The sequence below is a fragment of the Acinetobacter lactucae genome, from assembly GCF_013344765.1.
Classification (GTDB): domain Bacteria; phylum Pseudomonadota; class Gammaproteobacteria; order Pseudomonadales; family Moraxellaceae; genus Acinetobacter; species Acinetobacter lactucae_A.
Window position 1 is genome coordinate 1 of the sequence record NZ_JABVBF010000098.1, and the last position, 13331, is coordinate 13331.

Annotated in this window: 11 protein-coding genes; 7 read left to right on the forward strand and 4 right to left on the reverse strand. The window is 38.0% G+C overall.

Features of this window, described 5'->3' with window-relative positions; genetic code table 11:
- The first annotated feature begins 183 nt into the window (after nt 1–183).
- Nucleotides 184–1674 (forward strand): sodium/proline symporter PutP, encoded by a 1491-nt coding sequence (gene putP / locus HUN22_RS10945; RefSeq protein ID WP_174729092.1) that lies wholly within the window; start codon nt 184–186, stop codon nt 1672–1674.
- A gap of 34 nt (nt 1675–1708) precedes the next feature.
- Here putP and HUN22_RS10950 read toward each other — a convergent pair whose 3' ends face one another.
- Nucleotides 1709–2197 (reverse strand): Lrp/AsnC ligand binding domain-containing protein, encoded by a 489-nt coding sequence (locus HUN22_RS10950; protein WP_174729095.1) that lies wholly within the window; start codon nt 2195–2197, stop codon nt 1709–1711.
- A gap of 124 nt (nt 2198–2321) precedes the next feature.
- Between HUN22_RS10950 and putA the strand changes: the two genes are divergently transcribed.
- From putA to HUN22_RS10970, 4 genes are all read left to right on the forward strand, one after another.
- Complete coding sequence (gene putA, locus HUN22_RS10955) at nt 2322–6074, forward strand: trifunctional transcriptional regulator/proline dehydrogenase/L-glutamate gamma-semialdehyde dehydrogenase (RefSeq protein WP_217488142.1); 3753 nt, start codon at nt 2322–2324, stop codon at nt 6072–6074.
- A gap of 104 nt (nt 6075–6178) precedes the next feature.
- On the forward strand, nt 6179–6652 hold the full coding sequence (locus HUN22_RS10960) for a GrpB family protein (RefSeq protein WP_174729100.1): 474 nt from the start codon (nt 6179–6181) through the stop codon (nt 6650–6652).
- A gap of 107 nt (nt 6653–6759) precedes the next feature.
- Nucleotides 6760–7845, forward strand: coding sequence for a tRNA (uridine(54)-C5)-methyltransferase TrmA (gene trmA, locus HUN22_RS10965; RefSeq protein ID WP_174729103.1), 1086 nt, complete (start codon nt 6760–6762; stop codon nt 7843–7845).
- A gap of 248 nt (nt 7846–8093) precedes the next feature.
- Nucleotides 8094–8324, forward strand: a complete 231-nt coding sequence (locus HUN22_RS10970) for a hypothetical protein (RefSeq protein WP_003651412.1) — start codon at nt 8094–8096, stop codon at nt 8322–8324.
- Between the two features lie 35 nt (nt 8325–8359).
- Here HUN22_RS10970 and HUN22_RS10975 read toward each other — a convergent pair whose 3' ends face one another.
- Nucleotides 8360–9106: a phosphodiester glycosidase family protein gene (locus tag HUN22_RS10975; protein WP_174729105.1), complete on the reverse strand. Its 747-nt coding sequence runs from the start codon at nt 9104–9106 to the stop codon at nt 8360–8362.
- Nucleotides 9107–9299: 193 nt separating this feature from the next.
- Between HUN22_RS10975 and HUN22_RS10980 the strand changes: the two genes are divergently transcribed.
- Complete coding sequence (locus HUN22_RS10980; protein WP_174729108.1) at nt 9300–9881, forward strand: lecithin retinol acyltransferase family protein; 582 nt, start codon at nt 9300–9302, stop codon at nt 9879–9881.
- Nucleotides 9882–9936: 55 nt separating this feature from the next.
- Here the strand turns inward: HUN22_RS10980 and HUN22_RS10985 are convergent, their stop codons facing one another.
- Entirely contained in the window at nt 9937–10527 is a 591-nt protein-coding gene (locus HUN22_RS10985) for a YceI family protein (RefSeq protein WP_174729111.1), read from the reverse strand.
- Between the two features lie 215 nt (nt 10528–10742).
- Between HUN22_RS10985 and HUN22_RS10990 the strand changes: the two genes are divergently transcribed.
- Complete coding sequence (locus tag HUN22_RS10990) at nt 10743–11150, forward strand: OsmC family protein (protein ID WP_174729114.1); 408 nt, start codon at nt 10743–10745, stop codon at nt 11148–11150.
- Between the two features lie 55 nt (nt 11151–11205).
- Here HUN22_RS10990 and tkt read toward each other — a convergent pair whose 3' ends face one another.
- Complete coding sequence (gene tkt, locus HUN22_RS10995) at nt 11206–13194, reverse strand: transketolase (RefSeq protein ID WP_174729117.1); 1989 nt, start codon at nt 13192–13194, stop codon at nt 11206–11208.
- Nucleotides 13195–13331 lie beyond the last annotated feature (137 nt).

Here is a 13331-nt window from a genome sequence, read left to right on the forward strand (position 1 = left end):
ATTTTCCACTTAAAAAATCCAATCAATTCAAGTTACACAATGATACAAAAGTACAATATAAAAATAACAGAGCGAAAAAAATCTTTTGTGGTTGAATCTCAACCTCTTGAATGCCGTACAAGAAAACAGCGACCTGGATTAGGTTACAATCACGGATTATGGATATAAGGACACACATCCATCATGAGTTATTTTGATCCCACCCTCATCATGTTTATGGTGTACATCGTAGCAATGGTACTTATTGGCTTATTTGCCTACCGTGCTACAAGCGACTTCTCCGATTATATTCTCGGTGGTCGTAGTTTAGGCAGTTTCGTTACTGCATTATCCGCAGGCGCATCAGACATGAGTGGTTGGCTACTCATGGGCTTACCAGGCGCGATTTATCTTTCTGGTTTATCTGAAGCGTGGATTGCAATTGGTCTTATTATCGGTGCTTGGCTTAACTGGCTACTGGTTGCTGGTCGATTACGCGTTCATACTGAAGTCCAAAATAATGCACTCACGTTGCCAGATTATTTTACAAGCCGTTTTGACGATCAGAAAAAAGTACTTCGTATTTTCTCTGCCGTTATCATCTTGGTTTTCTTCGCAATTTATTGTGCTTCAGGCATGGTAGCAGGCGCCCGTTTATTTGAAAATTTATTCGGGATGTCATACACCACTGCTATTTGGCTCAGCGCAATTGCAACCATCAGTTATGTTTGTATCGGTGGATTCTTAGCGATTAGCTGGACAGATACATTCCAAGCTGGCCTAATGATTTTTGCTTTGTTATTAACACCAATCGTAACTTATCTTGCAATTGGCGATACAACACAATTTGTGACACTCATTGAAACTGCTCGTCCACATGCATTTAATATTATTTCAGATTTAAGTGTAGTGGCCGTTTTATCTTCCATGGCATGGGGTTTGGGTTACTTTGGTCAACCACATATTCTTGTGCGTTTCATGGCTGCCGACTCTGTAAAATCAATTCCTGCTGCGCGTCGTATTGGTATGACTTGGATGATCTTATGCTTAATCGGTGCTGTAGGTGCAGGTTTCTTTGGTATTGCTTACTTCGAGCAACATCCTGAATTAGCAGCGGTTGTAAGCAAAAACCCTGAAACTGTATTTATGGAATTGACTAAAATCTTATTCAATCCATGGATTGTAGGTATCATCCTAGCGGCAATTTTGGCTGCTGTAATGAGTACCTTGAGTTGCCAACTTTTGGTATGTTCGAGCGCATTAACAGAAGATTTGTACAAAGGTTTCATTCGTAAAAATGCATCTCAGAAAGAGCTTGTGTGGGTTGGCCGTTTCATGGTTCTTGCGATTGCTGTTCTTGCGATTATTCTTGCTGGTAACCCGGACAGTAAAGTTCTTGGTCTTGTTGCTTATGCATGGGCTGGTTTCGGTGCTGCATTTGGTCCACTTATTATCTTGTCATTGTTCTGGAAACGTATGAATTTACAAGGTGCTTTAGCGGGTATGATCGTTGGTGCCGTTGTAGTTATTGGCTGGAAAAACCTTTTCGCAGACACTGGTGTTTATGAAATTATTCCAGGCTTTATCCTTGCATTTATCAGTATCATTGTAGTGAGTCTTTTAACTAAAGCGCCAAATACGACAGTAACTGGTCGCTTTGAAAAAGCAGATGAACTCTATAAAGAAAGCGTATAAGTCATTGAAATAAATAACAGGGGCTTCGGCCCCTTTATTTATTTTTGGTTTTAATTTTAATTTTTGAAGTATCTTTTACAACTTGCATGACAGGATAACTACGGGTCTCTTTTACACCTGGTAATTGCCACAACACCTGCCCTGCAATGCGTCTAAACTCTTCCATGCTGCCACTTCGCAATTTAATTAAAAAATCGAACCCACCACTCACCATATGGCATTCAACGATTTCTGGATAGTGAACGACAGCATCAATAAACTCATCTAAAACGTTAGGTGTTGTCTTGTCTAATAACACCTCTACGAACACCAAAAAGTTTGCATTTAACTTGATTGGATTCAATTTAGCTTCATAACCCAAGATGAAGTCATCTTTCGTTAACTTCTGCACTCGCGCCATAACAGCAGTTGGCGACAAGTTAACAAGTTCAGCCAATTTACTATTAGAAATTCGTCCATCTGTTTGAAGAATATCCAAAATTTTTAAATCAGTGCGATCAAGGCTTAATAATGGGCCATTCATCTGAATTTTCCTCTAAAAAATGGGATAAATATAGTGAGTTATTCGGCGTTTCTTCTGTAATGATAAATTATCTAAACCTCTCTACTCAAGATGAGTTTACGAGAGCTGGTTGGCGGAAACAGATATGAACACAATGGATACTTTTCATCAAATGGATAAATCTCACCAAGGCTATATCACCGAATTTAACGATAAAAGTGAGTTTGAACAACGCATTAATACAGCTTGGCGACGTGCTGAACCAGGAGCTGTAGAAGAGCTGTTACAAGCTGCCGCGGTATCTGATGATTTAGATCATAAAATTTATGACCTTGCTTTTAATCTTGCCAATAATTTACGTGAACGTAAGACCTCCTCGGGTAAAGCAGGTATTGTTCAAGGGTTATTACAAGAATTCTCTCTTTCTTCACAAGAAGGCGTGGCGCTCATGTGTCTTGCCGAAGCTTTGCTTCGTATTCCAGACTCAGCAACACGTGATTTGCTTATTCGAGATAAAATCAATCAAGGTAACTGGAAAGAACACGTTGGCCAAAGCAGCTTAATGTTTGTAAATGCTGCCGCATGGGGTCTCATGTTAACTGGTAAGCTTATGGAAACTCCAAAGCAAACTAGTCTTTCAAGTGTACTTACTGGTCTTTTAGCACGCAGTGGACGTGGCATTATTCGTAAAGCCGTTGACGTTGCAATGCGTATGATGGGTGAACAGTTTGTGACTGGTGAAACCATTGAAGAAGCTGTAGATCATGCAAAAGTGCTTGAAGACAAAGGTTTCCGCTATTCTTACGATATGTTGGGTGAAGCAGCCTTAACTGAACATGATGCTGAACGTTACTTTAATGACTATACGCAAGCTATTCATGCAATCGGCAAAGCATCGAATGGTAAAGGCGTTTATGATGGCCCAGGTATTTCAATTAAGCTTTCTGCTTTACATCCGCGCTATCAACGTGCGCAAATTGAACGTGTTCATCAAGAACTTTACGGCAAAGTATTTGAACTCGCTCGTTTGGCTAAAAAGTACAATATTGGCTTAAATATCGATGCTGAAGAATCAGAACGTTTAGAAATTTCTCTTGAGTTACTTGAACGTCTTTGCTTCGAGCCAGAACTTGCAAACTGGAAAGGTATTGGCTTCGTTATTCAAGCTTACCAAAAACGCTGTTTCTTCGTGGTTGATTATATTATTGACCTTGCTAAACGCAGCCAAAAGCGCCTTATGATTCGTCTTGTAAAAGGTGCGTATTGGGATAGCGAAATTAAGAAAGCGCAAATCGAAGGTATGGATGACTACCCTGTCTTCACTCGTAAAGTACATACAGATTTATCTTATATCGCTTGTGCTAAAAAATTACTTGCTGCGCCAGAATTTATCTATCCGCAATTTGCAACTCACAATGCTCAAACATTGGCAACAATCTATCATTTAGCTGATCCAAGCAAATATTATGCTGGTCAATATGAGTTCCAATGTTTACATGGCATGGGTGAACCGCTTTATGAACAAGTTGTGGGCCCACGTGAACAAAATAAATTAGGCGTGCCATGCCGTATTTATGCTCCTGTTGGTAACCATGAAACTTTGTTGGCTTATTTAGTTCGTCGTTTACTTGAAAATGGCGCAAATACTTCATTCGTTAACCGTATTGCCGATAAAACGCTTAAAGTTGACGATCTGATTCAGTCTCCAATTTACGATATTCGTCATGCAGCTAAGCTTGAAGGTTCGATTGGTTTAAAACATCCATCAATTCCTCTACCTTTAGATATGTACGGAACACTTCGTAAAAACTCTAAAGGTTATGACTTAACAAATGATGCTCCACTTGCAGCTCTAGACAGCACAGCTCAAGAACTACGTAATCGTGTTTGGCAAAGCCATCCATTATTGGCAAATAACGATTCATTAGAGCAAAGTCATTCTGTTGCAATTACAAACCCAGCACAAAATGATGAAATTGTTGGTTATGTACAAGAAGCTGATCTTAAGCATGTTGAAATTGCGCTTAACTCAGCTGAACAAGCTCAATCAGAATGGTCAAAGACTCCTAAAGAACAACGTGCTCAATACCTAAAATGTGCAGCTGACCTCATGGAAAGCCGCATTCAAGAGTTGATGGTTTTACTCTGCCGTGAAAGCGGTAAAACTTATGCCAATGCGATTGCAGAAGTTCGCGAAGCTGTAGACTTCTTACGTTACTACGCAACTCAAGTTGAAAACCTACCAGCAAATACAGCTATTCAGCCTCTAGGTACGGTACTTTGTATTAGCCCATGGAACTTCCCGCTTGCAATTTTCTCTGGTCAAATTGCTGCAGCATTAGTGAGTGGTAACTGTGTTATTGCTAAACCTGCTGAACAAACACCATTAATCGCAGCTCAAGCAATTCAGATTTTATGGGAAGCTGGTATTCCACATGGTGCTGTACAGCTACTTCCTGGCCGTGGTGAAACAGTCGGTGCTCAGCTTAGCCAAGATAGCCGTATCGATGGCATCATGTTTACTGGTTCGACTGAAGTTGCAAAAATTTTGCAGAAGACCGTTGCGAAACGTTTATCTGAAAATGGTCAATCGATTCCTCTCATTGCAGAGACTGGCGGTCAAAATGCAATGATTGTGGACTCATCAGCATTAACTGAACAAGTCGTACTCGATGTTGTAAGTTCTGCTTTTGATAGCGCGGGTCAACGTTGCTCTGCTTTACGTATTTTATGTGTACAAGAAGACAGTGCTGCAACCGTGATTAAAATGCTTAAAGGTGCAATGCAGCAGTTGATCGTAGGTAACCCTGCAATTTTAAAAACTGACATTGGTCCTGTTATTGATGACGAAGCAAAACAAACGATTGACCAGCACATCCAAAAAATGAAGTCTAAAGGCTATCCGGTACATCAGTTGATGTTCGGTACAACAAGCCAGAATGAATTAGATAAAGGGACTTTTGTTGTACCAACAGCAATTGAACTTCCTAATCTTGATGACTTACAACGCGAAGTTTTTGGTCCAGTTTTACACATCATTACCTATAAGTATGGTGAGCTTGAACAACTCATTTCACGCATTAATGCCAAAGGCTATGGTTTAACAATGGGTCTACATACCCGTATTGATGAAACCATCCAAACAGTCATTCAACATGCTGAAGTGGGTAACCTTTATATCAACCGTAATATTGTTGGTGCTGTTGTTGGTGTTCAACCATTCGGTGGTGAAGGTTTATCTGGTACCGGTCCAAAAGCTGGCGGTCCGCTTTACATGTATCGCTTAATGCAACATTGTTCAAACAAAGTATTGGCAACACCATTTGCCATGAAGACTGAGCAAACTGCTTTTGAAGGTTTTAACCGTGAGGTTTATCAGCGCTTACAAAATTGGGCGAAACAGCATTTACCGCAAGCTAATCGTGATATCGAACCATTTGGTGTTGGTAAATTCTATGAGTTACAAGGCCCTACTGGGGAAAGTAACCAATATATTATTTTGCCGCGTCATCGTGTTCTTTCAATCGCTGATACAGAACAAAATCAGTTGCATCAATTGCTCGCAATTTTTGCAGTGGGTAGCCAAGCGGCCGTAATGCCAAATAGTCCATTGTTGGCAAAATACAAACAAACATTGCCAAAAGATGTGCTTGCTGCAATTACTACAGTTAAAAACATCTCATCAGATGATTTTGATGCAGTTTTACATCATGGTAATCGCGAAGAGATCTTCTCATTACAGCAAGAAATTGCTACTCGTTCTGGTGCAATTGTTGGTATTACCCATATTGAGCCGAATGAAACTATTCCACTTGAGCGTTTAGTGATTGAACGTGCAATTAGTGTGAATACAGCTGCGGCTGGTGGTAACGCAAGCTTAATGACAATGACTGATTAATACCTAACTTTCTAAAAAGCCCAAATCTCAGTATTTGGGCTTTTTTATTTAATCAAGTAATCTATTATTAAATATATAAACTTTATCAAATCGAGTTTTTAATAATGGTCTTTTTAGAACCAGAAAAATATCAACAAAGATGCGCTCAACTTTTTAATTCATATCAAAAAGATATTTCCACACTTCTACCCTTTGCCAAAATTGAGCACATTGGTTCATCTGCAATACCGAATGTAATTTCAAAAGGTGATCTAGATATTTACATTGAAGTTAAACCTGAACATTTTGAATTCGCAATAGCGCAGTTAAAAACACTTAATTTTATAGAGAAACAAAATACGCTAAGGACACATGAGCTTTGTATGCTCGAATCACTTAACAACGATGATGTGGCATTTCAAATTGTAGTAACGGATTCAGTATTCGCATTTTTCTTAACATTTAGAAATAAGCTTATGGATTCTCCAACTCTAGTCAACGAATATAACCAATTAAAATTACAGTGTAGCCATTTAGATCATGATCAATATAGAACAATAAAATCAGATTTTATTAATCGCGTTTTAAGTCATCTCTAGTTTAGGTACGTCTTTTCTCTTATGAATATCTGGTTAAAATTGGCTCCTGTAAGTTCAATTTTTTTGATACCATTCACTATTTGATTCTGTCTAAATTTTCATTCTCTATGACCTCTTCTTATCGTCAACAACTTCAAGCTAAAATTGACCGCATTACTACTCAATTTTCTGAATTTACACCACCTACATTAGAAGTGTTTGAATCACCTGAACAACACTTCCGTATGCGTGCTGAATTTCGTATCTGGCATACAGAAAATGATATGTTCTATGCCATGTTTGAGCGTAATGACGACGACAAGCAAAAAACCGTTGTACGTATTGATGAATTTCCTATTGCAGATCAAAGCATCAACGATTTAATGCCCAAACTTTTGGAAGAACTTAAAGCTGAACCAAAGCTTTCTAATCGTTTATTTGAAGCTGATTTCCTCGCAACACTTAGCGGAGAAATGTTGGTTACCCTAATTTATCACCGTAAACTGGATCAAGAATGGGAACAAGCCGCTAAAGCGCTTGCCGATAAATTAGATATTAAAATTATGGGCCGTAGTCGTGGCCAGAAAATTGTTATTGGCGATGATTTCGTCGTTGAAGAATTCGAACTTTTAAATCGTTCATTTAAATATAAACAAATCGAAAGCAGCTTTACTCAGCCTAATGCACAAGTTTGCAAAAAAATGCTGCAATGGGCATGTGACGCAGCTGAAGGATCAAAAAAACACTTATTAGAACTTTATTGTGGTAATGGTAATTTTACACTTCCACTCTCTTTAAAGTTCGAACGAGTGCTTGCTACTGAGCTTGCAAAATCATCTGTTTATGCAGCTCAATGGAACATTGAACAAAACCAGATTGATAATATTCAAGTAGCCCGTCTCTCGGCTGAAGAGTTTACTCAAGCTTATCAAGGTGAACGTGAATTCCGTCGTCTGCAAGAAGCAAATATTGATATTCAGAGTTATGACTTTGACACGGTATTTGTAGATCCACCTCGTGCAGGAATTGATGTTGAAACTTTGAAATTATTACAGGGTTTTGAACGTATTATCTACATTTCATGTAACCCTGACACGTTATATGAAAATTTAAAAACTCTCAGTCAAACTCATCGAGTGACTAAATTTGCCTTATTTGATCAGTTCCCTTATACGCATCATGTAGAGTCTGGTGTTTTACTTGAGAAGATTTAAACAAAATCTTTCATTGTAAAATTTTAAATAAGGAGGTTTTATACCTCCTTATTTTTTAACACTTTATTAGTTAAGTATTTAAATTTTCAAAAAATATCAAGTCATCTATTCGTCATAATTTCGTTTAACTCGAGCATTCCTATCGAAAATTCTTGAGTTCAATTGGTGGATTTATCACTTATAGAGACTTGTATTTTATTTTAAATTGGCTATATTTCGAGCTATGTTAGGTTGTATATGAAGGCTCTATGAGTTTTTGGCAAAAGCTGTTCTTAGCAGATCAACAGCATAACGAGCATAAAAACCAAACTGCTTGTGTTGAAAATGACTGCTCATGTAAAACAAATGAACAACTTCTAAGTGCTCTTGCACTAGCAACAGATGAAGATGTCATTAAGGGAATAAAAAAAGTTCTTATTTCCCGTGGTTATAGCCGAAAAGAGTTAAATGAACTCACTCAAAAACCATCTATTCACTAATAAAAAAGCCAGTCTTGTACTGGCTTTTTTATATTTCACTTTATTTGGCAATCTGTCTTATCAACCGAACCCACTATTGGCCCCATTTCAAATAATTGATCATTACGCTTGTTTTTTTGAATATATAAACTAGAAATAGAACCATCAAGATATAAAGCCTGCTCTACCTTAAGATTTCTTTGAAAGAACTGAGCAAATCTATAGAAACTCACGCTATTTTTCGATATTACAAAGTAGAGCTTATTATTTCGAATACCAACACCATTACGAATTTTATTCGACTGAGAGTCTGGTAAAAAAAGGGAGTTGATCTTCCTATCAATAACTAACATCGGGCCTGATTGTGTCGCATACTCAACATTGAAATCGCGTCGACTATATTGCTGCGTTGTTAAAATAAAGGCCTGTTTTTTATTCCAACCTAGCACACCATTCGGCTGTAAAAAGAAATTTCCCAATCCTTTATTTTCATTTAATGGCTGAATCACTTTGGCTCCTTCAACATACAAACCTACTGGAGAAAATCCTGGATGAAACATCCCTGTATTCATTGCAAAACTAAGCTGTTCGCACTGTTTTAATTGTTGTTGAATATTGTTAAAGCTTTTGTAATATTGCTGATTATGAGGATTTTTTAAAAACAGGCGTAATCCTTTTAAATCGCTGATCGAAACCACATCAAATTGATCACCTTCTACCGTTTTAACTTGCTGGTGTTCTATAGCATATGCAGATTGAAACAAAAGCCAATACAAAGTGAAGCACCCGATGACCCATTTCATTGAATAAAACCTGACATGACATTTTCCCTTCATATTAAGCAACTAAATTATATACAAGCAATATGAATAGATTGGATATGCATCAAACTCATTCATTCGACCGAATCAATACACTCCAAATTGCTGATATTGGTTATAATGTTTAACAGCTTTTCAATAAAAGCCATTTACACTTTATTGGATCAGCGTAAGCATGCAACAACCGAATAAACGCTACCCTTTAGGGGCTCACCTCATCGTAAAGCATCTCGGCTATAGCCATCATGGTATATATGCAGGGAGAGGTCGAGTTATCCATTATTCCGGCTTAGCTCATTTTATTAAAAAACGCCCAATTGAAATCACCTCAATAGATGCATTCTCGCATGGCAAAAAAATACACGTCCGTTCTTATGACAAACCTCGTTATAAAGGAAAGATTGTCGTTCGCCGAATGCGTTCACGTATGCATGAAAATCACTATCATCTAATTATTAATAACTGTGAACATCTATGTAGTTGGGCAATTACGGGCATTGAAAGTAGTACTCAAGTTGAACGTATGATGCATCGTTTAACGACCATTGGCTATGTAAGCTCAATCATGAGCTATATGAATGGTATGATGCTGACCGTAGCAACCACATGTTTTGCTCTGGTGCTTTATATTAAAAAGAAACTCCGCGATCAGGCAAAAAGAACAGTCCCTACTTACCAGTTCTTGAGAGAAAAATCTCTGAAAAGAAATATTGACCCTTCAGCGCCCTTAGTATTTATAGACCCAGATAAAAAGTAGCCAGTCTAAATAAAAAAGCCCTCATATCTGAGAGCTTTTTTAGAGAACTTATAACTTATTTTTTAGCTGCATTAGCAGCAGTTGCTTCTGTCGTAATGTTTACAGTGATCTTATCACCAACATTAGGGACATAATTACCTAAACCGAAATCAGAACGCTTGAATGAAGTTGTAGCATTAAAACCAATTGCTGGAACTTTAGCCATTGGGTGCTCGCCTTGCTTGTTTAAAACAGCGTCAAGTACAACTGGCTTAGTTACGCCTTTAACAGTTAATTCACCAGTAATTTTAAAGTGCTTTTTGTCTTTGGTTTCAACTTTAGTACTTTTAAAGGTAATGTTTGGATATTTAGCCGCATTAAACCAAGCTTCTTCTTGGAATTCTTTATCTAAAGCAGGTACATTTGTATTTACGCTGCTTAAAGGAATAGTCACATTTACAGATGAGTTTGCTGGTTTAGCATTATCAACTTTAATTACACCTTGGATATCCGTGAAGTTAGCGCTTGGAGTAGAAAAACCAAAGTGATTCCATGAGAAAACAGTAGCTGTATGTGTTGGGTCAATTTTGTAGTCTACTGGTGCAGCTAAAGTAACTGAACTAGCCAATGCTACTGCCAAACCGAAGCTTAATGTTTTAAGATGCATTTTTCGTATCCTTTATTGATCTAGTCGTTAGTGTATACATCAAGTAATTTAATTCACCATTCTTTATAAAACGATATGTTTCACTCATGCAACGATAAAAGCGTTACAGTTATTAATTAAAACCAATATTATAAAGTATCGGTACTGTCATACCGTGTCCGAATTCTAGACTTTCGTTTTTACTTCAAATTTATTGATTAATAATAAGGCAAAACATGGCTAATACTGTTCAAGCACAAAGTACTTCTACCTCATATCGAGTAACTCTCACCGATCCTGCAGGTCATCAATGGTTTGCAGATGAACCAACTGATAAAGGTGGACAAGATACAGCTCCAAACCCAGTTCAGATTTTATTATCCGCTTTAGGTGCTTGTACCACCATTACTTTAGAGATGTATGCGAATCTTAAAGGTATTAAGCTTGATCATGTTCAAGTGGATTTAGCATTAAACCCAAATGGCGAACCTGAAAAAGGCCAAAATAATATTGAGCGTAAAATTACGCTCAAAGGCGAGTTTACTGAAGACCAACACAAGCGCTTATTAAAAGTTGCCGAGAACTGCCCTATTCATAAGTTATTAACTTCTCAAATCAATATCCAAACGGAACTTAGCATTTAACTTCTCAAATAAAAAAGCGCTCTAGATAGAGCGCTTTTTTTCACTACTTTAATATTTAAGCAGTTAATTCTTTTACTGCTTCAACAACAGCTTCAGTCGTAATACCAAAGAATTGGAACAAATCTTTTGCAGGTGCAGATTCACCATAAGTTGTCATACCAATTACTTTGCCATCAAGACCAACAAACTTCCACCAGTAGTCAACATGAGCAGCTTCAACTGCAACACGCGCACGGATATGAGCTGGTAATACTGCTTCACGATATGCAGCATCTTGTTTCATAAATTCTTCTGCACACGGCATAGAAACTACACGCACACCTTCAAGTTGTGCATAAGCTTCCATAGCTAAAGAAATTTCAGAACCAGTTGCAATAATAATTGCTTTCAATTCGCCTTTTTCTTGAGCAAGAACATAACCACCTTTTGCAGCATTTTGAATTTGCTCTTCAGAACGTGTTTGGAATGGTAAGTTTTGACGAGAGAAAATAAGTGCTGTAGGACCGTCTTTGCGTTCTAAAGCAGATTTCCAAGCAATTGCAGTTTCTACAGTATCTGCAGGACGCCATGTATTTAAGTTTGGTGTACCACGTAATGAAGCAATTTGTTCAATCGGTTGGTGAGTTGGACCATCTTCACCTAGACCAATTGAGTCATGTGTATAAACATGAATTACACGTTGTTTCATTAATGCAGACATACGTACTGCATTACGTGCATATTCCATAAACATTAAGAATGTTGCAACGTAAGGAACGAAACCACCATGTAAGGCAACGCCATTAGCGATTGCAGTCATACCAAATTCACGTACGCCATAGTATACATAGTTACCTGCTGGGTTTTCTTGAATACCTTGGCAACCTTTCCAAAGTGTTAAGTTAGAACCCGCCAAGTCAGCAGAACCACCTAACAATTCAGGTAATAAAGGACCAAATGCTTGTAATGTATTTTGGCTTGCTTTACGTGTTGCGATTGTCTCGCCTTTCGCATTTGTTTCACGAATGAAAGCATCTGCTTGCGCTGCAAATTCTGCTGGTAAATCACCACTAATACGACGAAGTAACTCAGCTGCTTCAGTTGGATATTTTGCTTGATATTGTGCAAATACCGCGTTCCAAGCTGCTTCAGATTCACTACCTTTTGCTTTTGCATCCCATGCAGCATATACATCAGCAGGAATAATAAATGCTTCTTCGTTCCAGCCTAATGCTTCACGAGTTAAAGTAATCTCATCTTTACCTAATGGCGCACCATGACAGTCTTCTTTACCTTGTTTATTTGGTGAACCTAAACCAATAATCGTTTTACACATAATGATTGTTGGTTTTTGAGTTTCAGCTTTTGCTTCGATTGTCGCTTGACGAATTGCATCGGCATCATGACCATCTACACGAAGAACTTGCCAACCATAGGATTTGAAACGCTCTTCTGTATCGTCGCTGAACCAGCCTTCTACTTCACCATCAATTGAAATGCCATTATCATCATAATAAGCAATCAATTTACCAAGTTGTAATGTGCCAGCTAAAGAACATACTTCGTGAGAAATACCTTCCATTAAACAGCCATCACCTAAGAAACAGTAAGTGAAATGGTCAACAACTTTTAAATCATCTTTATTAAATTGAGCAGCCAATGTTTTTTCTGCTAAAGCAAAACCAACAGCATTAGCAATACCTTGACCTAAAGGACCAGTTGTCGTTTCTACACCTGGTGCATAGCCATATTCAGGATGACCAGGAGTTCTAGAATGCAATTGACGGAACTGTTTTAAATCTTCAATTGAAAGATCATAACCTGTTAAATGAAGCAAAGCGTATTGCAACATTGAGCCATGGCCATTTGATAAAACGAAACGGTCACGGTTAGCCCATTGTGGATTTGTTGGGTTGTGATTTAAAAACTCACGCCAGACGACATCAGCAATATCTGCCATCCCCATTGGAGCACCTGGATGCCCTGAGTTTGCCTGTTGCACAGCATCCATTGCCAATACACGAATTGCATTTGCAATACGACGTTCGTTTAAAGGGGTCGTCATAGATCAGAATCCAATTTTAATAGATTGATGAAAAGAAGAAGATGAATAACCATTCAATGCCGCTATATTGTCTTAAAAAAAAGGCTGAGGGTAAACCCCAACATGATATATTTCTTTATTTTTAACCGTTTCTTGGT

Coding starts and splice junctions, on each gene's coding strand:
- HUN22_RS10950 (WP_174729095.1), bottom strand. CDS start 2,197: ATGAATGGCCCATTATTAAGCCTTGATCGCACTGATTTAAAAATTTTG.
- trmA (WP_174729103.1), top strand. CDS start 6,760: ATGACCTCTTCTTATCGTCAACAACTTCAAGCTAAAATTGACCGCATT.
- HUN22_RS10990 (WP_174729114.1), top strand. CDS start 10,743: ATGGCTAATACTGTTCAAGCACAAAGTACTTCTACCTCATATCGAGTA.
- HUN22_RS10975 (WP_174729105.1), bottom strand. CDS start 9,106: ATGAAATGGGTCATCGGGTGCTTCACTTTGTATTGGCTTTTGTTTCAA.
- HUN22_RS10980 (WP_174729108.1), top strand. CDS start 9,300: ATGCAACAACCGAATAAACGCTACCCTTTAGGGGCTCACCTCATCGTA.
- HUN22_RS10970 (WP_003651412.1), top strand. CDS start 8,094: ATGAGTTTTTGGCAAAAGCTGTTCTTAGCAGATCAACAGCATAACGAG.
- tkt (WP_174729117.1), bottom strand. CDS start 13,194: ATGACGACCCCTTTAAACGAACGTCGTATTGCAAATGCAATTCGTGTA.
- putA (WP_217488142.1), top strand. CDS start 2,322: ATGAACACAATGGATACTTTTCATCAAATGGATAAATCTCACCAAGGC.
- HUN22_RS10985 (WP_174729111.1), bottom strand. CDS start 10,527: ATGCATCTTAAAACATTAAGCTTCGGTTTGGCAGTAGCATTGGCTAGT.
- HUN22_RS10960 (WP_174729100.1), top strand. CDS start 6,179: ATGGTCTTTTTAGAACCAGAAAAATATCAACAAAGATGCGCTCAACTT.
- putP (WP_174729092.1), top strand. CDS start 184: ATGAGTTATTTTGATCCCACCCTCATCATGTTTATGGTGTACATCGTA.